This is a genomic window from Solibacillus faecavium, assembly GCF_014836905.1.
In the GTDB taxonomy this organism is placed as follows: Bacteria; Bacillota; Bacilli; order Bacillales_A; family Planococcaceae; genus Solibacillus; species Solibacillus faecavium.
In genome coordinates, this window is the sequence record NZ_JACSPZ010000001.1 from 228,801 (window position 1) to 248,680 (window position 19,880).

The following is a 19,880-nucleotide window of genomic DNA, read 5'->3' on the forward strand; positions in this document are numbered from 1 at the left end:
TAAAAAAAACAACCAACAGCATTGATACGCCTATTAATATCGCCCCATATAAAAATTGAGTAGTCATCATTTCCGTGGCCTGCTCAAATAGTTTTTCATTTGTATTTCAAAAATCTTTAAGTTAAAAGGACGAACAAAGTAAGCGTCTGCACCATTTTCAAAGCTATAAAGCTGTGAGTCTTCCGAATTGCGAGTAGAGATAAAAACAATTAAGTACTTCTGTTCATTCGGTAATCCGCGTAAATAATGCAACACTTCAAAACCATTTTTTCTAGGGAGAATATCATTTAAAACGACAATATGGCTATGACTGCTCTGGTACCAGTCGGATTCTATAAAATCCTGCCCATCATTAAATTTCCTAATTTCCAATTCTCTATGCTCTGTCTCAATATTATGAAACAGATTCGAAAAAATCGACTGGGTGATTAAGTCATTATCTATAATACTTACTTTAACTATTACGCTTTCTTTCTCTAAAAAGTTCGATAAAACGATTGATTGTGAATGGTGAAACTCCAACCTCATCACCGTTTCCTCCATAATTCCCAGCACTTCCTCAAGGGCGTGAAGAGAATTAGCGATTTCAGCAATAACCGAAACGAGCGGCATATTAAATGGCTGCAGTTTCGTTTGTATCCGTCCTAAAAGCGCTTTGGTTTCGTTAACTTTACTAATCGCCAGTAGTAATATTACAAAATTTTCTGATTTATGTGCAAAGGCAAAGTCCGAAGAACGTAACTGGCTCTTTAACACTTGAATAAACTCTTCATAACTAACAGACGCCTCTTGCGAATATTTAATGTAAACGATTGAAAAGTGAATTCTCTTTTTCTTTACATAAACAAGCTGTAACTTATAAAGTTGGTTCAAAAACTGAAAATTTTCAACTGAATTGCTAAATCTACTTGTTGTTTGGTTAAGCATCTTTATGTCACCCCAATTCGTAAAAATTCTTGTAGGAGAACTTCTATTAGTTTTCTATTACCCTAAAATTATAAAGATAAAGATAAAAATGGATCTTCGGGGAATATAGGGAAGATTGTAATCAAATTTTTCTTAATTGATCGGTCGGCTATGTGGAAAACTTGTGGAAGCTCGCGTCCTTTGTAGGATAGTTTTGGGTGGCGAGACCACAAAGCATTTGCAGATTAAATTCGTAAAGAGATATATAGAGGAAGGAATTTCCGCTATTTCGCAAATAAATTTAAGAACAGTGAAAATAAGGGAATGGATTTCCTTTATTGACCTAAAAAGCATAAAATTTCACGATTATATTTAAAATAATGGTAAAACGTTCCCTTATTTATCCTAAAAGGAGCTATATCATTTAAATAACGGTAAAATCTTCCCTTATTTTAGAAGGACACTGAAAAGTGGGCCTCGCAAGCGGTAGTATAGTGCAATTTTATTGGAAATCTTTCTACATTACTCAGCCTATAAATTCCACAAAAAAATAGAAGCGCGCAGTCTTGAATACCGCACGCTTCTACTTTTAATTAATTATTAATATATTTTTCGAAAACATCTCCAAAATCTTTCTTCACAAATGTTTTCTTTTGATCGATGAGCCAGCTGTGTGAAAATGACGTGATTTCTTTAAATGCCTCTGCCGGAGAAACTCCATCAGCACCTGTACGTCCAAGTGAAGAGGCTGCCAAATTCAAGCTCTGTTTTGCCGCATCCATACTGAAGGAATTCGCTTTTTGTTCCAATGAGATGGCATGAAGCGCCTTATACAAATCTTTAATTTCAGTTAAATACTTTTTATGGATATCAATGCTTAACGGAACATTGCCGATAACAAATTTAATTTCTACGTCTAAATCAATTGTACCCGCAGTTTCAAGCAATACTTCATCAATAGTGAAATACTCATAGTCATAACGACGAAGCATCCGCTTTTTACTAATGGCATTGGCACCGTCAACGTGGATTAATGCATAGTTTGTAAAGCAATATTCGTCAGCTTTCGTTTTAATAAGAAAATAGATTTTTTCATCCATTTCATTAAAAATAAAATCATCTGCATCTGTCTTGTCAAAATCTTCTCTTGAAATAACTACACCAATATCAGATAAGCCTAAAGCATCTGAAGCAAATTTTTTAAACATTTTAGCGCCTCCTTTAATTGCATATATCGTTATACGTATTACACAATTAAAAGTTCCAAAAATACGATTATTAGTTCATATGGATTGCTGCAGGCTGATGCGCGAGATCCTTATCCTTACGTACCGGTTTATAGTGTTCAACTTTCGGTAATGGTTTAACTGGATGAAGCGGCTGTTTATGTTCCTTCAATATTCCATTGGCTGTAATACGGGCAGACTCCAAAATAATCGGCAAGCCACTTCCCGGGTGCGTACCCCCACCTACTAGCCAACAATGGTCAAGCTCTTCGAATTTATTGCGCGGACGGAATACAAGCATTTGCGATAATTGGTGCCCCAAATTGAATGTTGCCCCTTTATACACATGAATGTCTCGTTCCCAATCTTCCGGTGAAATGATACGCTCTTCTTCGATATATTCTCTAATATCTGTAATCCCTAATTTATCCGATACCATATTCAAAATTAAATCTTTGAATGGGGCAGTTATTTGTGACCAGTCAATTCCACTTGTATTGTTCGGTACCGGTACTAAAATATAAAGTGTCGACTTCCCATCTGGTGCTACTGTATCGTCTGTAACAACAGCATTTTGAATATAGATGGAAGGATCTTCAGACAATAGCTTTGTTTTCGTAATTTCCTCAACATTTTTACGATAGTCTTTTGCAAACCAAATTGTATGATGCGGAAGATCAAAACGTTTATTTACACCTAAATACAGCATAAACGTCGAACAAGAATATTGCTTTTTCTCCAATTTTTCAGGCGTATATTTTTTTAATACACCTGGCTCTACTAATTTAGTCATGGCATTGGCAAAATCACCGTTTATAATTACTTCATCTGCAATAATTTCTTGACCATCCTCAAGCACTAAACCTGTCACCGTTTTACCATTTACTTTCAGTTTTTTTACACCGCTATTCAGTTGAATTTTCCCGCCCAATTCCTTCACGACTTTGGCCATCGCATCCGTTAATTTATTGATACCGCCTTTAATATGATAAACACCGAATGCATGCTCTATATACGATAGGATCGAAAAGGCACCCGGGCTTTCCCACGGAGACATCCCCAAATATTTCGCCTGGAATGTAAAGGCTAGCTGTAAATCTTCATCTTTATAGAACTTCGACAATGTATCTACAAGCGAGTTGCCGATTTCTAATTCCCCAGCAGCTTTTAGCACTTTCGGATTCAATAAATCTGTCATTCGATTCATAGGAGCTTGTAAAACAGGTGCGAGAACTTCCAATTTCTTTTGAGTACGCTCCATATAACGTTCATAGCTGCCTTCATTTCCTGGGAAAAGTTCATCGATTTGACGAATCATTTCGTTTGCATCACGCGTCATATTGATCTTTTTATCATGGAAAATCAACTGATACATAGGATTTAAATCAATTAAATCTACATAATCGTTTATACTCCGTCCCGTTAACTCGAAAATTTCCTCCGCAATGTAAAGCATGTTCAAAAATGTAGGTCCCATATCGAACTTATATTCACCAAGTTTAATTTCACTTGTACGCCCACCTACATAGTCCTGTTTCTCATAAATTGTTACGTCATAGCCTTTATGTGCCATTAACATCGCTACCGCTAATCCACCAGGTCCAGCACCTACTACCGCAATTTTTTTCATCTCTACTGCCTCCTTTTATCCCAAGCATTGGACAATGATTAAAATAAATAATTAAATGTTGTACAACGTTAGCAACTTTCTTCATTGCCCTATTACTTTATTTGAATATTAATCGTTAAAATAACGACTTATAGCATGATATTTCACGTTAGACTGTTATTAATATATCCATCACCTTTAAAAAGGCTACAAATGTTATACAAACATTGTACAATTAATACATGTGATTATACAAGTGGAAATTTCGAATTTGAGATAAAATTAATCAAATAGGACTAATTCATTCATACAAAAAAGGGATTGATTCGAAAGTTACCTTTCAAATCAATCCCTTTTTTTATTCAAATTCGTAAGAAATGGCTGACAAAGCATATAATGGCGCTGTTTCTGTTCGCAATATACGAGGGCCGAGTGACATTGTTTGGGCACCCGCTTCAATCAGTACCTTTGATTCATTGCGGGAAATTCCACCTTCCGGACCAAAAATACATAGAATGCGTAATTCCTTATCTGTAATAAGTGATTGTAGCTTTTGCTTAAAGCTCGTCCGGTTTTCCAATTTAGCATCTTCTTCATCCGCAATAAAAATCGCATCGTAGTTAGCGAACTTTTGTATAAGCTGTTTAAAGCTTATTGGCTCTTCCACTTGCGGTATATGGGTACGGTGTGATTGCTCCGCAGCCTCCTGCGCAATTTTTTGCAGGCGTTCTTGGTTTTTTTTCGCTTTTTTCGCATCCCATTTCACAATAGAACGCTCCGCCGCAAATGGAATCATTGCATACATCCCTAGTTCCGTTGCCTTTTGTGCAATAAGCTCCAGTTTATCTCCTTTTGGCAACCCACATGCGATATCCACCTTTATAGGCATTTCCGGTGAGGGGATAGTTTGTCCAGTCTTTTTAACGCGTATATCCTGATCGATCTCCACAATTTCACATATATTCGCTACATTCTCATGGACAATGATGATTTCTTCCCCTACTGTCATCCTCATGACTTTACTAATGTGACGTGCATTTTCACCCGTTACAATAAATTCATTTTCATCATTTCCGGCTGATTCAATAAAATACCGTTGCATCGTATTCACTCCTTGTTATACAAAAACAACAGCTGCACAAAACAGCTGTTGTTCTAGAAATTTAATTAAGGACGGCGCGAAATAATCGCTACCCAGTCTTCCATCATTAGAACTTCTTCAATTTCGAAGCCGGATTTTTCCAACGCTTCTTTTACTTCATCTTTTTTAGCACCAATGATTCCTGAAGTAACATAAAGTCCACCAGGTTTCACAATTGAAAATGCATCATCAGTAAATGACATAATGATTTCCGCTAAAATATTCGCCACTACAATATCGGCAGGCTCCTTAACGGTATCCAATAAGTTGCCGTGGAATACTTCAACAATAGCATCCATTTTATTTAATTCCACATTTTCACGTGCCGCTCTAACAGCTACCTCATCCAAATCTAGTGCATGCACTTTTTCCGCTCCAAGCATCGCAGCCCCGATCGACAGGACACCTGATCCTGTTCCAACATCGACAACTGTATGACCTTGCTGTACAACTTTTTCAAGCGCTTGCAGACACATAACAGTAGTTGGGTGTGTCCCTGTACCAAACGCCATGCCAGGATCTAGTTCAATAATCAATTCGTCCGTTGAAACTGGTTTATAATCTTCCCAAGTCGGTACGATTGTAAAGCGCTCAGAGATTTTAACAGGATGGTAATATTGTTTCCATGCTGTTGACCAATCTTCCTCATCCACTTCACAAAGCGTTAAAATATTTTCACCAATATTTATATCAAAGTTTACAAGGTTTGCAATTGCAAGCTTAATTTCTTCGATTGTCTCCGCCAAAAAGCTTGAAGCTGATAAATATGCTTTTACAATGACACCTGTTTTTGGGAAGTCTTCTGGATTCAGCGCATAAATCTCACCAAATTTATCGATTCTTTCCTTATCTAATTCCTTTGAATCTTCAATTACTACACCACTTGCACCAGCTTCATGCAAAATGTTCGTCACTGCATCAACGGCCTCATGCGTCGTTAAAATCGAAAGTTCTGTCCATTTCACTTGCAATACACTCCTTAGTCGCCCTTAATTTTTTTTTTGATTTTATCAAATAGTGAACTACCTTGTTCTTCCGGAATGTCACCACTGATTTCTGCAAACTCTCTTAATAGTTGCTTTTGTTTTTCTGTTAATTTAGTAGGTGTGACAACTTTTACGATGACGTATTGGTTACCCATACCATAGCCGTGTACATTTTTTACACCTTTGTCTTTTAGGCGGAATTGCGCTCCTGATTGAGTACCTGCTGGAATTTTCAACTTCACTTTACCATGGATCGTCGGTACTTCTATTTCATCACCTAATGAAGCTTGTGGGAATGTTAAGTTTAGTTCATATAAAATATCGTCGCCATCACGTTCAAAATGTTCGTGCTTACGTACAGCAAAGATAATGTATAAATCTCCCGCTGGACCATTGTTATAGCCTTCTTCACCTTGACCTGCTACACGTAGTTGTTGACCATCATCAACACCAGCCGGGATTGTAATTTTGATTTTTTTCTTTTTCGTGATGCTACCTGTACCTCGACATGGTGTACATTTATCCACGATAATTTTCCCTTGACCACGGCAACTTGGACATGAGCGTTTGTTTACCATACGGCCAAACGGTGTATCAACCGCTTGATTAATTTGACCTGCACCATTACATTGTGAACATGTTTGAGGCTGAGTTCCTGGTTTCGCACCTGATCCGTGACAAGTATCGCACGTTTCTTCTTTCGGAATTTCGATTTCTGTTTCTTTCCCGAATACTGCCTCTTCAAATGTAATATTCATACGGAATTGCAGATCGTCACCTTTACGTGGTGCGTTCGGATCTTGGCGTCGACCGCCACCAAAGAATGAACTGAAAATATCCTCGAAGCCGCCAAATCCGCCGCCGCCATTGAAGCCACCGCCGCCAAAGCCCGCATTCGGATCTTCGTGACCAAACTGATCATAGCGGGCACGTTTTTGATCGTCAGATAGCACTTCATATGCTTCAGCTACTTCTTTGAACTTTACGTCTGCCCCCTCTTCTTTGTTTAAATCAGGGTGATACTGTTTTGATAATTTTCGGTATGCTTTTTTTATTTCATCTTTACTTGCACCTTTACTTAGGCCAAGCACTTCATAGTAATCACGCTTACTCATTGTTCACTCTCCGCTCTTTTTACATAACGTCTATTTTAGCATGTTGAAAAAATGATGTATACCTTTTGCTATCCTACTTTTTATATCAAATAAATAGTGGGTGTTATTTTATGGTTTCTAGTGCTTTCCATAACCGATAGAAAGCTTTCCACGGGCACGAGGCCAACACGATGTTGGTTACAAAGTCATTGTTACAGGACGTGGCGTTCTTAGCTTTTGTTCCTTCTTCTTAGGCGTCGTGAATCGCTCACCTTCGTGTAAGTTCTGCACTTTAATGGCACAGATGTCTCACTCAGACGAAATAAGCGGAGGATTTCCGCTTATTTAACTGATGATCCTCTTTTTAATTGTAAATAAGGGGAAGTTTTCCGCTTATTCATTAAAAAACCAGTGATTTTCATGCTTTTTACGTTAATAGACGGAATTTCTCCGCTTATTTTTGGCATTTTTCACGATTTTTTTAAAATAACCGGAATTTCTCCGTCTATTTAAGTTCCGTGCTTGCCATTTACACGGTAGCATGGGAGTCTCACACGAAATAAGCGGAGGATTTCCGCTTATTTAACTAATGCCCCTCATTTTAAGTGTAAATAGAGGGACGTTTTCCGCTTATTCATTAAAAAAAACGTTATTTTCCTGCTTTTTAAGTTAATAGACGGAATTTCTCCGTTTATTTTTGGCATTTTTCATTATTTTTTTAAAATAACCGGAATTTCTCCGTCTATTTTTCTCTTTCAATTTCAAAACGGTTAAGCACCCATCCATTTCCGCTAGCTCATCAACAAACTTAAAAGCCAAAGCCGCGAGCGGTCTTTGGCTTTTAAGTTTTATCAATCTCACTTTAGCGAAATTGTGTTAACGATTATTTATTGTCTTTATCGTCTTTTACTTCTTCAAAGTCAGCGTCTACTACACCGTCATCTTTTTTGCCTGCATCTGCAGCGCCATCAAAGCCTTCAGCTCCGCCTTGTGCTTGTGCAGCTGCTGCCGCTTGCTCGTATACTTTCATAACTAATGGCTGTAATACGCCTTCTAATTTTTCTTTAGATTCTTTAATACCATCGATTTCGCCTTTTTCTAAAGCAGCTTTTAACTCATCGCGTGCATCTTCAACAGATTTCTTTTCGTCTTCTGTAATTTGCTCACCTAAATCTGTAACTGTTTTATCAACTTGGAACACTAATTGGTCAGCTTCGTTGCGAAGATCTGCTTCTTCTTTACGTTTAGCATCTGCTTCAGCGTTTGCTTCTGCATCTTTAACCATACGCTCGATTTCTTCTTCAGATAAACCTGAATCAGATTGGATCACGATTGTTTGTTCTTTTTGTGTACCTAAGTCTTTCGCTTTAACTGATACGATACCGTTTGCATCAATATCGAATGTTACTTCGATTTGTGGAATACCACGTGGTGCTGGTGGAATATCAGATAATTGGAAGCGACCTAATGTTTTGTTGTCTGCAGCCATTGAACGCTCACCTTGTAATACGTGAATGTCTACTGCTGGTTGGTTATCTGCAGCTGTTGAGAATACTTGAGATTTAGATGTTGGGATTGTTGTGTTACGATCGATTAATTTCGTCATAACGCCACCCATTGTTTCGATACCTAATGATAATGGTGTTACGTCTAATAATAATACGCCTTGTACGTCACCAGCTAATACGCCACCTTGTACAGCAGCACCCATTGCTACTACTTCGTCAGGGTTAACGCCTTTGTGTGGCTCATGACCTGTTGCTTTTTTAATTGCTTCAACTACTGCAGGAATACGAGTAGAACCACCAACTAAAATTACTTTATCTAATTCTGAAGCAGAAAGACCTGCATCTGATAATGCTTGACGAGTAGGAACGATTGTACGCTCTACTAAGTCTTTTGTTAAATCATCGAATTTCGCACGTGATAATGATACTTCTAAGTGAAGTGGACCATCAGCACCAGCAGTAATGAATGGTAATGAAATTTGAGTAGAAGTTACACCTGATAAGTCTTTTTTCGCTTTTTCAGCTGCATCTTTTAAACGTTGCATTGCCATTTTATCTTTTGATAAGTCTACTGCATTTTCTTTTTTGAACTCTTCTACTAAGTAAGCAATGATTTTGTCGTCGAAGTCGTCACCACCAAGTTTGTTGTCACCTGCTGTTGCTAATACTTCGAATACGCCGTCAGCTAATTCAAGGATTGATACGTCAAATGTACCGCCACCTAAGTCGAATACAAGGATTTTTTGGTCAACATCTTGTTGATCTAAACCGTAAGCTAATGCTGCAGCAGTTGGTTCGTTAATAATACGCTCTACTTCTAAACCAGCGATTTTACCAGCGTCTTTAGTTGCTTGACGTTGTGCATCGTTAAAGTAAGCAGGAACAGTAATAACCGCTTTCGTTACTTTTTCACCTAAGTAGTCTTCAGCATAGCCTTTTAAGTATTGTAAAATCATTGCAGATACTTCTTGAGGTGTGTACTCTTGATCATCCACTTTAACTTTCTCGTTAGTACCCATTTTAGATTTAATAGAAATGATTGTATTCGGATTTGTTACCGCTTGACGCTTAGCAACTTCACCCACTTGTTTTTCACCGTTTTTAAATGCTACTACAGATGGAGATGTACGGTTACCTTCTGGATTTGGAATTACTTTTGGCTCGCCGCCTTCTAATACAGATACACAAGAGTTTGTTGTTCCTAAGTCAATACCGATAATTTTGCTCATAATTTAATTTTCCTCCTAATATTAAAAAACAGAATGTATGTGTTTATTTAACAATTACTGTCCAACCAAGCTTGACAGCCATTTTATATAACTAGCACTAAAAAGTACTGAATTACTCGTTTACTGATACCATTGAAGGTCTTAGAACACGGTCTTTAAGTTTATAACCTTTTTGCAACTCGCGTAAAACGATACCCGATTCCTTCTCACTATCCTGTTCCTGCATTACTGCCTGATGGAAGTTCGGATCAAAAGTTTCGCCTTCTGCTGGAATAATTGCTAAACCTTCTTTTTCCATTGCGGCTAACAATTGACCATATACCATTTCTACACCTTTATATAAAGAAGTCGCTTCTTCAGATGTCACTTCTACTTGAAGTGCGCGATCTAAGTTATCTAATGCCGGCAATAGTTCAGTTAATAAACTTTGCGCACGGTATTTTTCAGCAGATTCACGATCTAGACGACTACGGCGAGATAAATTATCATAATCCGCGCGTAAACGTAGGTAACGTGCATCTTCCTCTGCTAATTTCGCTTCTAATTCAGCAATTTTTTGTTCTTTTTCATCTAATACTGTTTCTTCAGTTTCAGCTGTTTCTACTACTTCTTCTTGCTCAGCAGTTTCTTCTTGCTTCAACTCTTCATTTGTTTTTGTTGTTTCAGACAATTCTCTTCCTCCTCGTATATCAACCATTTATTAAGTTACGCCGCTGCGTTACTGTTTCTTATCGAAAAACGCTTGGGAAAGACTGTTTGTCATAACATCTAATAATGTCACAACCCGTCTATAATCCATTCGCGTTGGTCCGATAATTGCGATAGCGCCTTGCTGTTCCTCACCGACTAAAAAGGAAGCGGTAATGACACTGCAGTTTTCCATCGCTAAATGATTGTTTTCTGAACCTATTCGAATTTGAATACCATGATTGCCCTGATTAAACAGCGTTTGAACTTGATTTTCTTTATCAAATAAGTCCATCAGCATTCTCATTTTGGCTATGTCATGGAATTCAGGCTGGTTTAACATATTCGATTTCCCGCCATAATAAAGTTTACTTTCATTTGGGTGGGTAGTTATGGACAATAAAGACCGAATGATTGATTCCGATGCGTTTATATGAGATTTCAATACCGACACTGCCTCTGTTTGAAGCTTTGTTGGAAGGTCATATAATGGTACACCTACTAATCGGTCATTCAGAATATTTACCATTTTTTCAATATCATGCGGGCTAAAACCCGTTGGTAACGTTAAAGTACGATTTTCTACATGACCGTTATCCGTTACAATAATAGCCACTGCCGTTTCCTCTGTTAAAGGAACGATCTGGAATTTCTTTACACGGTGCTTCTGCACATCCGGACCGAGCAATATCGTCGTATACGTCGTTAACTCCGACAAGATATTCGCCGATTCTTTAATAATTTGCTCCGCCTCAACAATTTGCTTTTCAAAGAGCGAGTGTATTTGTGCTACTTCGCCAGTCGAAATGACTTGAGGCTTAAGTAAATGGTCAACATAAAAGCGATAACCTTTTTCGGATGGCACTCTCCCTGAAGAAGTATGCGTTTTTTCTAAATAGCCTAATTCCTCTAAATCAGCCATCTCATTACGTATCGTAGCTGCACTGTACGTAATACCTTCTTTTTTCGATAGTTGACGCGAACCAACAGGCTGAGCAGACATCACAAAGTCATCTACGATTGCTTGCAATATTTGTAACTGCCGATTTGTTAACATCTCTTCACCTCTGTTAGCACTCGATTAAGAGGAGTGCTAATATATTATATAAATTAGCAAATCTCTAAAATGATGTCAATGAATTCGTCCGAAATTTTTAATATTCTTTTTGTGTCCATTTTACGCGCAGTAGGATTTACATCGAACAGCACCTTTACTTAAATTTATTCCCCTACTAAAAAGCGTTGAAAAACTTCATTGCCTATAAATCGGCCTTTTCTAGTTAAGCGAATGCCTTTTGTATCAAATTCAATCAATTGTTCCTCTAGTAAACGTGAAATCGTTTCCTTATAAAGATCCTCCATTGATTGATTAAATTTCATTTCAAATTCTTCATGTGTGACACCGGCCGTTTTTCTTAGCCCTAAAAACATTTGCTCTTCCAGCTTTTCCTCAACTGTCACTTCATGCTCGTGCAATAGCGGAAGCTTTTCTTCCATAACGATTTCGATATATTTTTTTATCGGTGCGACATTTGAATAGCGAATACCGTTTAAATAACCGTGAGCGCCTGCACCAAAGCCTGCATACTCATCATTATCCCAATAAATTTTATTATGTGTAGATGTATAGCCTTCATGCGCAAAATTGCTAATCTCATACTGCTGCAGTCCGTGCGCTTCCATCTTATCCATTAAAACACCGTACATACTCGCTTCAAGATCTTCAGTCGGCAAAACCAATTTCCCTTTCGCATATTGAATGTAGAAAATCGTTTTCGGCTCGACAATTAACGAATAGGCTGAATAATGGGGAAGCTTTAATGCCAATGCTTTTTCCAGTGTATCTTGCCACTGCTCCATCGTTTGACCAGGCAATCCATACATTAAATCAATGCTAATATTCTCAAAGCCGACGTTTTTTGCGTTTTGAATCGTTTCGTACACATGCTCATTAGAATGTGTGCGACCAATCTTCGTTAGAAGGGATTGATCAAATGACTGCACGCCCATACTTAAGCGGTTTACACCGCCATTGTAAAGCGCCTGTAACTTCTCGATAGTGAGTTCATCCGGATTCGCTTCACTACTAAATTCTTTTACGGATGACATCGGAATATGTTTCGTTATTAGCTGTAATAATTTCTCAATTTGCTGTGCGGATAATGCAGTAGGTGTGCCTCCACCGAGAAAAATTGTTTCTATATTAGTAAAAGCTTCAGGAGTTTTGGCAACCGTCATTGCCATTTCACGTCCTAGTGCTTCAATATACTCATCCACTGGCTGATTTTTAAAAAATACTTTATTAAAATCACAGTAGTTACAAATCTGATGACAGAAAGGAATGTGAATATATACACCTCTAGCCATTTAAATCACTTCCTTAATATTGTTATTCTCCTTTATTGTAGCCTTTCTACATTAAAATACAAATAGAGGCACTCAGAAAGAAACGACAAAAAAAGCTTTGTTAAATGAAATATCATCCAACAAAGCTTTACAACCTATTGCATGGAAAGCACAGGCTCTTCTTTATTCATAAGCATAATCAAATCAATGGCATTTAGTTCAGGTAGCTTTGAGCAAAATAATTCTGCCTCTTCTACTGTTTTAAATTGGAATGATTCAAGTTCCTTGGCTAATTCATATTGATCATCAACTAAACGAATTGTGTAAAGACGTACAATTGGATTGTACTGCTTGGAAGCATCGAAGTTTTCTCCCGCAATCACAATACCCGATGTGCCAGAAGCTTTACTAATGATTGTATCCACAATATGCAGCTCATCTTGGACAAACCACTCAGGTACCATAAGTTGAATTTGACTGTTCATAAAATCCATCCCCCTAAAATGTATTATTCTAGCTGTGTTTTATCTATTTTTTACAGCAGTTTCCCCAATTATTAAAATAGCTAATTTTTACTGTAGATGATTGTTTTCTACCACAGTAACAAAAGCATAAAAACCCAATATTTTTACAGCTTTTATAAAATAATTAATGCTATTGTACTATAACGGGCGACTTAATAAAAGAAGTTATCCCAAAAAAATTTTAATATAAATTACCAAATATTAGGTAATTTAACATATGGGATAATTTAACATATCACTCAGTAATATATCTTATTGATTAAATATAACAGGTATTTTGTTGAATTTCACTACTTTTCTGAAAATAATTATTAAATTTCACATTTTTATGTTTTTTTGTTAAATATCAAAAAAGTAGCATGTTATAAATAAAAAAGCATACTATTTAAAATTATAAATTACTTTATAGGAGTGTTTAGAAAAATATTCGTATAAAAATAATTAGAAATTCCCATAAAAAATATTGTGAAGAAGTTTATTGGATTATTGATATGTGATATTCACCACCATGGGTCACTTATTCGTCACCTTCAATCAGATAATCGTCAAGTCACTCAACATAATCGTCACCCCGCCTCCCTTATTCGCCACTTGATCACCGATATCCGCCACCTTCAACCAGATAATCGTCAACTCGCTCAACTTAATCGCCACTCAACCACAATTATTCGTCACCCTCTCACCACTCCAAAATAAAAAGAGCTATACAAGCTGAAATAACAGCCTGTATAGCTCTAAATTTTTATATTTACATGAATTCTTTAATTAGTTGATCGAATTGATCTTCCGATAAGCTAATATCGATATCAGTTAATGGCAGCTCTGAATAGCCTTTAATTTTATCTTGATAAGAAGTTGTTTCTGTATCCTGATAAATAATGCCTGTTACAAGACCTTCATGGCGCATTACAGTTTGCATCGCCATTTCGCGGTTAGAAGAATCATAGCCTTCGATGTCCGCTAGCTTTGTTAAATTCTCTTTGAACCAGTCGTATGTGTTTACTTTGTTGTACGTTACACATGGCGAGAATACGTTAATGAATGAAAAGCCCTTATGGTTTAAGCCAGCTTCAATCATTGCTGTTAATTCTTTAATATCTGTTGAGAAGCCTTGTGCCACAAATGTCGCACCTGCTGTTAAAGCTACTTCCAACGGCTTTAATGAAGGCTCGATTGCCCCGCCTGGTGTTGATTTCGTAATGAAACCAGCAGCAGAACGTGGAGAAGTTTGCCCTTTTGTTAATCCGTAAATTTGGTTGTCCATTACTACATACGTAATGTCGATGTTACGGCGAATCGCATGGATTGTGTGACCCATACCGATCGCGAAGCCGTCACCGTCACCGCCTGAAGCGATTACTTTTAAATCTTTGTTCGCCATTTTCAAACCTTGTGCAATCGGTAAAGCACGACCATGGATACCGTGGAAGCCATATGAATTAATATAGCCTGAAATACGGCCTGAACAGCCGATTCCTGAAATAACTGCCGTTTCGTTCGGTTCATAGCCTACGTTTGCTGCTGCACGCTGAATCGCCGCTTGTACGGAGAAGTCACCACAGCCTGGACACCAGTTAGGTTTTACGGAATTTCGGAAATCTTTAAATGTTGCCATGATTAAATTTCCTCCTTCACTAAGTTTGTTAATTCACGTGGTAAGAAAGGTGTACCATCGTATTTTAAAATCGATTTCGTCTTCGCGTGACCACCGATATTCATTTTCATCACATTTGCAAGCTGTCCGGTCGCATTGTTTTCCACGACAATCACCTTTTTCGCTTTATCCATTAATGCGCTCATCTCATCTGCAGGGAATGGGTGGATCAGCTTAATATGGGCGTGGTTTACTTTCACACCTTCAGAGTTCAGCTTTTCCTGTACTTCTTCAATTGCTCCGCGCGTTGAGTTGAAGCCTACAAGTAAAACGTCCGCATCTTCATGAGGCGCGTTCACGTATACCGGATTTTCAAAACGGACATGCTGTAATTTACGCATACGCTTATCCATTTGCGTGCGGCGGTTACCAGTCGCTTCAGATGGCTTACCAGTTTCATCATGCTCAACACCCGTTACGTGGTGAATACCGCCTTTTAAACCTGGTAAAACACGTGGTGAAACACCGTCTTCTGTATTTTCATAACGCTTGAAGTAATCTTTCGTTTCTTCATCTTCAACCGCTTCTACAATTTTACCGCGGCGAATTTCAATTTTGCTGTAATCAAATGGATCGACTGACTGTTTCCCTAATGATAACTGCAAGTCTGTCATTACGATTACCGGCAATTGCAGTTCTTCGGCAATATTAAATGCCTGGATCGTATCGTAAAACGCTTCTTCCATTGTAGAAGGCGCAATGACAACTTTCGGAATTTCACCGTGTGTACCGTAAAGCATCGCCATTAAATCCGACTGTTCTTGCTTTGTTGGTAAACCTGTAGATGGACCACCACGCTGTGTATCGAAAATCACAAGCGGCTGTTCTGTCATACCTGAAAGACCGATTGCTTCCATCATTAATGAAAGACCAGGACCTGCTGATGCCGTAAATGCACGCACACCACCGTAGTTCGCACCAATCGCCATTGTTGCTGCAGCAATTTCATCTTCTGTTTGAATAACCGCTCCACCTACTAATGGAAGCTTTTTAATCATGTATTCCATAATTTCAGATGCCGGTGTAATTGGGTAAGCTGCCATGAAACGAGAGCCAGCTGCTAATGCACCTAATGCCGCTGCATCGTTACCGATCATGAACATACGGCGTTTTCCGTCAGCAGGAGCAATCTCCCATGCACCTACACGGTCACCAATTTGCTCAGAAATCGCCTGGCGTCCGCGTTCGATCGCTTCGATATTTTTCGCAACGACTTCTTCACCTTTACGTCCGAAAATTTCATTTACAACACTTTGGAAAACGGATTCATCCAAGTTTAAAAGTGCTGCAGTTGCACCAATTGCAACCATGTTTTTCATTAAAGACGTACCAAGCTCAGCTGCAATTTCCGTAAATGGCACAGCATATAATGGTGCGACACAATCTTCCGGATTTGTTGGATTAAATTTAGCATCGGCTAAAATGATACTGCCTGGAGTTAATTCTTTATAGTTCACGTCGATTGTTTCCTGGTCAAACGCCACTAGTATATCTAAATCGTCCGCAATTGAACGTACTTCTGTTGGACGAACTGTAATTTTATTATTCGTATGGCCACCTTTAATTCGAGAAGAGAAATGACGGTAACCGTATAGGAAATATCCTAGACGATTCATTGCCATTGAGAAAATTTCACCTGTACTCTCAATCCCTTCACCTTGCTGCCCACCGACTTTCCATGAAAGCTGATGTAACATATCAACATCTCCTTAAAATTTCTGTATTATATAATGGTTAGAGCGAATGTAGCTAGCATCAAGCTTTGCTACGTATAGATATTTTTCCTACATTAGTTTAACATGAAGTGTAAGTCTCTTCTATTGCAAATGTCATATAGTAGTAAAAATCAGACCTTTGACGGAAAGTTTCTGTACACAATTTGTTTTGCGGGTAAAGTTGATTATTTATGCAGTTATTTAAGAAACGAAATTTTTTACATTTTGTTTCATTATTATGTAATATATTTGTTCTAACAAAATTTCTTGAAAATAAAAAACACCCGCTTAGCACTACCTAGGTGCTAAGCGGGTGTAGGACTATTGATTATTAGCTGAACGAGTTCTTTTTTCAACGAGTAATTTTAACGCCGTACGATCTTCTCCTGCAATTGTAATGTCTGCGAAAGCCGGGGCACAAATTAAATCTGTACCACTTGGTGCCACAAACCCTCGAGCGATTGCTACTGCTTTAATTGCTTGATTTAACGCACCTGCACCTACAGCCTGCATTTCTGCAAAACCCTGCTCTCGTATAACCGCCACGAGTGCTCCTGCAACAGAATTAGGATTAGAACGAGATGATACTTTCAATGAATCCACAGCTATTTCCCCCTCATCTAGTACTGCAATATCTTTTTAGACAATTTTTATTGCCTGTACGTCATTGTATGCACGTTATTTCTAAATTAGACTTCCAAAATCATAGATTACTTAAGAAAAATTAATCTGCGAAACTACAGTTCTCATAATAATAATGATGGTTAGGTGATTTGTAATTATTCATTACAAATCCAAAAATTTTCGTCTGCTCAGAAGTCAAAATCGTGGTCGCTTTTTGACCGCTCTTTTATCGACACCTCCTCTATTCAGAATTTCACATTTACTCGTCAATATTTGCAGGTCCGATAACAATGTGACTGAACTTATATCAATATCAGAATCCGAATAAATATTAAATGTCGGATGCAATAAAAAAACTAATAAAAATGACTGACAATACAATCAACGAGTCTAGTATGGAAAAAAACCGTGTGCCTGGCAGTATAGTCCCCTAATCATCCCTACCAAAATACCTATAAAATGCGATTTAAAATTTTTTAACTTCATATCCTAAAAAATCGGTCGTTTTAGCATATTATCGAAAGTTGAAAACTATAACTTACTACCAAAAAAGAGAGTAGAACCTTGAAAACAAGATTCTACTCTACATTTTATTCATATTTCCAAACCTTTTCACTGGTTCTTTATCCGTGTCTTTTTAGAACGAGGATTTCTACTTTTCCCTATAAAACTAATGATAGAGGCAATAGTGGTTTATATTTCCATATGTTTTTTCAAATCTTCCTGAAGCTGCTGCAATTCACCTTCATCCGGCATATAGTAATAAATGCCGTCCAGCTTCGTATTCGTGCCTTTGTTCATATAAAGCTGCTCTATCTTTTTCAAACTATCACCATAATTTTTTTGAATACTAAGGAGGTCCTCAAATGGGACATTCATTTCTACATTTTTCTCCAAAGTTTTGAAAATCGATTTGTAGTTCCATACTTTTTTTATCGACAAGCTTTCGTCTAAAACGCCCTGAATGACTTGTTTCTGTCGATTTTGTCTGCCGAAATCACCAGTAGGATCGTCATAGCGCATGCGTACATATTTCAAAGACTGCTCGCCATTAAGTACTAATTCCCCAATTGGAAAATGCTCGCCCTGAAAATTGAAATTCAAAGTGTTTTTAACCTTTACTCCACCGAGGATATCTATAATATCGACAAAGCTTACCATATTCACTTTCACTACATAATCAATTGGAATGCCCAATAAATTTTCCACCGTTTTCATCGACATTTCCATGCCACCAAAGGAATAGGCATGATTAATCTTGTCTTTAAAGTCTTTCCCCACCATCTCGGTATAGGTATCCCGTGGTATACTCAGCATCTTTGTCGTTTGAAGTGTTGGGTTGACGGTCAAAACAATCATCGTATCCGAGCGCCCTACATCGCCTTCCCGTTCATCTACCCCTAGAACGAGCGCTGAAAACGGCTCCATTTCTGTTGTAATATTAACTGGCTGCATCCGTATTTCAGATGATTTATCCTCCATCGGTGTATAGATCTCATTTGCAGTACTTTTTATATCTCCATATACATTCAAAATGACAATGAGACTCGTACTGACTAAAACAATTGCGGTGCTAATTATCCATTTCCATGCTTTTTTCATCCTGATTCTCCTCAGACTCTTTTCAACTATAGTAGAGAGCATATGAACTATAATTTCCACCGCAATTGCTAAATATTCACTTAGTTTGTGCAATTAATATCCTATAAAAAAACACCTACACATTGATTAAAAATAGGCAATCGCCAAGTTTTTCAATAGTAGGTGTTATATTTTGACCGATATTTTCTTTTATTTAAGCTCTAAAAGGGTTGTCTTCGTTAATCAAAACACGTTCCTGTCTGATCGCTTTTCCTGTTTTATCATCAATTTCAACAAAGAATGCACTCAATACAGCACGGCCTTTTTTCGGTACTTCATAGCGTGCAGGCATATTTGTCAAAAATTTATAAATGACATTGTCTTTACCCATACCTAAAACTTCATCGTATGGACCAGTCATACCAACATCCGTAATATATGCTGTACCACCTGGATATATACGATTGTCAGCTGTTTGTACATGGGTATGCGTTCCAACAACAACAGACGCTTTGCCATCCAAATGCCAGCCTAGTGCAATTTTTTCACTTGTTGCTTCTGCATGGAAATCGACAAATACGATTGGCGACGTTTTTTTCGCTTCTTCGACCATTTCGACTGCCATTGCAAATGGATCTTCATGTGGCGGTAAGAACACACGACCGTGTAAGTTAATAACTGAAATCGTTACACCGTTTTTCGATACTTGCGTCATACCACGACCTGGTGCATCTTTCGAAAAGTTTGCCGGACGGACTAAATAATCCGCATCATCGATAAAATCAAAAATGTCCTTGTTATCCCACGTATGGTTGCCCATCGTAATGACATCGACACCCATTTGCAGTAAATCATTATAAATTGCACGTGTAATGCCGCGCCCTGCTGCAGCATTTTCTCCGTTAGCAATAACTACATCCAAATTATATTTTTTCTTTAATCGGGGTAAATACTGTTCCACAGCATCTCGACCAATTGAACCTACGATATCTCCAATAAATAATACTTTCATTTTATACAACCACACTTTCTCATGTTAAGCATTCATTT

At 37.8% G+C, this 19,880-nt stretch carries 16 protein-coding genes; all 16 read right to left on the bottom strand.

The genetic code is table 11. The annotated features are described in order from the left end of the window. Nucleotides 1-66 precede the first annotated feature (66 nt). Nucleotides 67-927, bottom strand: a complete 861-nt coding sequence (locus H9635_RS01195) for a response regulator transcription factor (protein ID WP_191698316.1) — start codon at nucleotides 925-927, stop codon at nucleotides 67-69. A gap of 572 nt (nucleotides 928-1,499) precedes the next feature. After that, the gene (locus tag H9635_RS01200; protein ID WP_191698317.1) at nucleotides 1,500-2,114 is read right to left on the bottom strand and encodes a PH domain-containing protein; all 615 of its coding nucleotides are present in this window, start codon (nucleotides 2,112-2,114) and stop codon (nucleotides 1,500-1,502) included. Nucleotides 2,115-2,184: 70 nt separating this feature from the next. After that, nucleotides 2,185-3,762 (bottom strand): phytoene desaturase family protein, encoded by a 1,578-nt coding sequence (locus tag H9635_RS01205; RefSeq protein WP_191698318.1) that lies wholly within the window; start codon nucleotides 3,760-3,762, stop codon nucleotides 2,185-2,187. A gap of 337 nt (nucleotides 3,763-4,099) precedes the next feature. Beyond that, complete coding sequence (locus H9635_RS01210; RefSeq protein WP_191698319.1) at nucleotides 4,100-4,843, bottom strand: 16S rRNA (uracil(1498)-N(3))-methyltransferase; 744 nt, start codon at nucleotides 4,841-4,843, stop codon at nucleotides 4,100-4,102. A gap of 65 nt (nucleotides 4,844-4,908) precedes the next feature. Then, complete coding sequence (gene prmA / locus H9635_RS01215) at nucleotides 4,909-5,847, bottom strand: 50S ribosomal protein L11 methyltransferase (protein WP_191698320.1); 939 nt, start codon at nucleotides 5,845-5,847, stop codon at nucleotides 4,909-4,911. A 14-nt stretch (nucleotides 5,848-5,861) separates the two neighbouring features. Beyond that, complete coding sequence (gene dnaJ / locus H9635_RS01220; RefSeq protein WP_191698321.1) at nucleotides 5,862-6,983, bottom strand: molecular chaperone DnaJ; 1,122 nt, start codon at nucleotides 6,981-6,983, stop codon at nucleotides 5,862-5,864. A gap of 862 nt (nucleotides 6,984-7,845) precedes the next feature. Further along, a complete protein-coding gene (dnaK, locus tag H9635_RS01225; protein ID WP_191698322.1) occupies nucleotides 7,846-9,699 on the bottom strand; it encodes a molecular chaperone DnaK in 1,854 nt (617 codons plus the stop codon). 112 nt (nucleotides 9,700-9,811) lie between these two features. Further along, complete coding sequence (gene grpE / locus H9635_RS01230) at nucleotides 9,812-10,369, bottom strand: nucleotide exchange factor GrpE (protein ID WP_318245165.1); 558 nt, start codon at nucleotides 10,367-10,369, stop codon at nucleotides 9,812-9,814. A 48-nt stretch (nucleotides 10,370-10,417) separates the two neighbouring features. Continuing rightward, nucleotides 10,418-11,443: a heat-inducible transcriptional repressor HrcA gene (hrcA, locus tag H9635_RS01235; protein WP_191698324.1), complete on the bottom strand. Its 1,026-nt coding sequence runs from the start codon at nucleotides 11,441-11,443 to the stop codon at nucleotides 10,418-10,420. Between the two features lie 164 nt (nucleotides 11,444-11,607). Further along, the gene (gene hemW / locus H9635_RS01240; RefSeq protein WP_191698325.1) at nucleotides 11,608-12,753 is read right to left on the bottom strand and encodes a radical SAM family heme chaperone HemW; all 1,146 of its coding nucleotides are present in this window, start codon (nucleotides 12,751-12,753) and stop codon (nucleotides 11,608-11,610) included. A 134-nt stretch (nucleotides 12,754-12,887) separates the two neighbouring features. Continuing rightward, the gene (locus tag H9635_RS01245; protein WP_191698326.1) at nucleotides 12,888-13,217 is read right to left on the bottom strand and encodes a geranylgeranyl pyrophosphate synthase; all 330 of its coding nucleotides are present in this window, start codon (nucleotides 13,215-13,217) and stop codon (nucleotides 12,888-12,890) included. A 787-nt stretch (nucleotides 13,218-14,004) separates the two neighbouring features. Beyond that, nucleotides 14,005-14,871, bottom strand: coding sequence for a 2-oxoacid:ferredoxin oxidoreductase subunit beta (locus H9635_RS01250; RefSeq protein WP_191698327.1), 867 nt, complete (start codon nucleotides 14,869-14,871; stop codon nucleotides 14,005-14,007). 2 nt (nucleotides 14,872-14,873) lie between these two features. Then, nucleotides 14,874-16,607 carry a 2-oxoacid:acceptor oxidoreductase subunit alpha gene (locus H9635_RS01255; RefSeq protein ID WP_191698328.1) on the bottom strand — a complete coding sequence of 578 codons (1,734 nt, stop codon included), beginning with the start codon at nucleotides 16,605-16,607 and terminating at the stop codon, nucleotides 14,874-14,876. A 339-nt stretch (nucleotides 16,608-16,946) separates the two neighbouring features. Further along, a complete protein-coding gene (locus H9635_RS01260; RefSeq protein ID WP_191698329.1) occupies nucleotides 16,947-17,228 on the bottom strand; it encodes a stage V sporulation protein S in 282 nt (93 codons plus the stop codon). A 714-nt stretch (nucleotides 17,229-17,942) separates the two neighbouring features. Beyond that, nucleotides 17,943-18,851, bottom strand: a complete 909-nt coding sequence (locus H9635_RS01265; RefSeq protein ID WP_191698330.1) for an LCP family glycopolymer transferase — start codon at nucleotides 18,849-18,851, stop codon at nucleotides 17,943-17,945. Nucleotides 18,852-19,044: 193 nt separating this feature from the next. Further along, the gene (locus H9635_RS01270; RefSeq protein WP_191698331.1) at nucleotides 19,045-19,842 is read right to left on the bottom strand and encodes a TIGR00282 family metallophosphoesterase; all 798 of its coding nucleotides are present in this window, start codon (nucleotides 19,840-19,842) and stop codon (nucleotides 19,045-19,047) included. Between the last annotated feature and the right edge of the window lie 38 nt (nucleotides 19,843-19,880).

Excerpts from the sequence above, each read along its gene's own strand:
- H9635_RS01195 (WP_191698316.1), bottom strand. The coding sequence starts at position 927 with ATGCTTAACCAAACAACAAGTAGATTTAGCAATTCAGTTGAAAATTTT.
- H9635_RS01200 (WP_191698317.1), bottom strand. The coding sequence starts at position 2,114 with ATGTTTAAAAAATTTGCTTCAGATGCTTTAGGCTTATCTGATATTGGT.
- H9635_RS01205 (WP_191698318.1), bottom strand. The coding sequence starts at position 3,762 with ATGAAAAAAATTGCGGTAGTAGGTGCTGGACCTGGTGGATTAGCGGTA.
- H9635_RS01210 (WP_191698319.1), bottom strand. The coding sequence starts at position 4,843 with ATGCAACGGTATTTTATTGAATCAGCCGGAAATGATGAAAATGAATTT.
- dnaJ (WP_191698321.1), bottom strand. The coding sequence starts at position 6,983 with ATGAGTAAGCGTGATTACTATGAAGTGCTTGGCCTAAGTAAAGGTGCA.
- dnaK (WP_191698322.1), bottom strand. The coding sequence starts at position 9,699 with ATGAGCAAAATTATCGGTATTGACTTAGGAACAACAAACTCTTGTGTA.
- hrcA (WP_191698324.1), bottom strand. The coding sequence starts at position 11,443 with ATGTTAACAAATCGGCAGTTACAAATATTGCAAGCAATCGTAGATGAC.
- hemW (WP_191698325.1), bottom strand. The coding sequence starts at position 12,753 with ATGGCTAGAGGTGTATATATTCACATTCCTTTCTGTCATCAGATTTGT.
- H9635_RS01245 (WP_191698326.1), bottom strand. The coding sequence starts at position 13,217 with ATGAACAGTCAAATTCAACTTATGGTACCTGAGTGGTTTGTCCAAGAT.
- H9635_RS01250 (WP_191698327.1), bottom strand. The coding sequence starts at position 14,871 with ATGGCAACATTTAAAGATTTCCGAAATTCCGTAAAACCTAACTGGTGT.
- H9635_RS01255 (WP_191698328.1), bottom strand. The coding sequence starts at position 16,607 with ATGTTACATCAGCTTTCATGGAAAGTCGGTGGGCAGCAAGGTGAAGGG.
- H9635_RS01265 (WP_191698330.1), bottom strand. The coding sequence starts at position 18,851 with ATGAAAAAAGCATGGAAATGGATAATTAGCACCGCAATTGTTTTAGTC.
- H9635_RS01270 (WP_191698331.1), bottom strand. The coding sequence starts at position 19,842 with ATGAAAGTATTATTTATTGGAGATATCGTAGGTTCAATTGGTCGAGAT.